General features: G+C 35.8%; 1 protein-coding gene. It reads right to left on the bottom strand.

Going from position 1 to position 1401, the window contains the following annotated elements; genetic code table 11:
* Positions 1-24 precede the first annotated feature (24 nt).
* Positions 25-933, bottom strand: coding sequence for an AraC family transcriptional regulator (locus tag ASV53_RS24025; protein ID WP_094958993.1), 909 nt, complete (start codon positions 931-933; stop codon positions 25-27).
* Positions 934-1401 lie beyond the last annotated feature (468 nt).

Raw genomic sequence — 1401 nt, 5'->3', positions numbered from 1 at the left:
TTCGTCGGCAGCGTCTGATGTGTTTTAGAGACATGCTAATTGTTTTTGTAACTGCCCTTCAATAGCTTTACTACTTTCTATATTTTCCCGCATATCTACATGGTTAGAACGATACTCTCTTGGTGTCACACGCAGTAAACATTTAAATTTAGCATTGAAATTAGAAAGTGATGAAAAACCAACTTCAGATCCAATACGCGCAATTGTCCAATCAGTCGAGACTAAATAACGAGCCGCTTGACGTACACGTTGTTCTATTAAATATTGTCGAAATGTAATTCCTAAATTTGCATGGAAAAATCGAGAAAACGTACTGTCTGCCATATGGAGTTTATCTGCTAACATAGTAACAGAAAGTGTTTCTGCCAAATTTTCAGCTATGTAATCTTGGACCATTTGAACGCGGGTTTCTGTTCGCTTAATATTGCTAACTTCAAATGAATTATCAATAAGATAGCGTTGCGGTGAAAGTTGCGATAGCTTTTCTAATAGTCCGAGTAGATTCAATACCTGAGAGAAATCAAAGGTATTTTCCATATGGTTGAGCAAAGCATGAATCGTATTATTATGAATCCCTTCGAACAACAACCCTCGCTTTGACTCATCTAGCATAGTTTTAATCGTTTTAAACTGTACGCTATCGACAAACGTCTGTCCCAGTGCATTTAAACGAAAGTGTAATACATCACAATCTGTTATGCCCGCTTGATGGTTTGATTCCAAAGTTAGCCTGAATGGGTTAAATGGTGCTAAAAGCACCAATTGGAAGGCCCTTAACCGATAGTGAGTATTCGCCAAATGGAGCGTACACCCTGGGGTTCTTGGACGGATCAGTATATAGTCCGCACCAAAGATCATATGTTCTGTTTCTTCTACTTTTTGTAAATCAAACATAAGGAACTTTGGTGTATTTGCGATAACACGTTGACACATGTTCGTACCTCCTCGTTGTACCCCTCATATTTACTCAATAGATAAATAAACACCAAGGCATCGCAATTAGAAATGTGATATTCAACCAGATTATCTACATAATGTGATATCCACGATAATTATTGAAGACAATTATTGAAGTAATATTTTGCTCAACAAGGATTTTTCAGTGTTTTCGCAAAGTCATAACTTTAACAAAAAATTCATATCGTCAACATGTAATTTTTTGTAGTTAGAAGCATCAATATAAATAGCGTATTTAGAGTCAAAATTAAAATTATCGGCACGTCGGCAGAAAAACGTCATTCATCAGCATCAATTCACTATTATCAGCCTGCGATTAGAGAGATATTAATGTCATTGAAGAGCAACATTAAATAGCTCATCAAACTAAACGTTACACCTAATTGAATACCTTAAGGCTTATTTGTTTATTATTTTCGCTCTGCCTAAAGGATTATTTATCAG

It is taken from the genome of Photobacterium sanguinicancri (assembly GCF_002265265.1).
GTDB classification, from domain to species: Bacteria; Pseudomonadota; Gammaproteobacteria; order Enterobacterales; family Vibrionaceae; genus Photobacterium; species Photobacterium sanguinicancri.
Note: the sequence above shows the minus strand (reverse complement) of the source record. Positions and strands in the feature narration are given on the sequence as shown.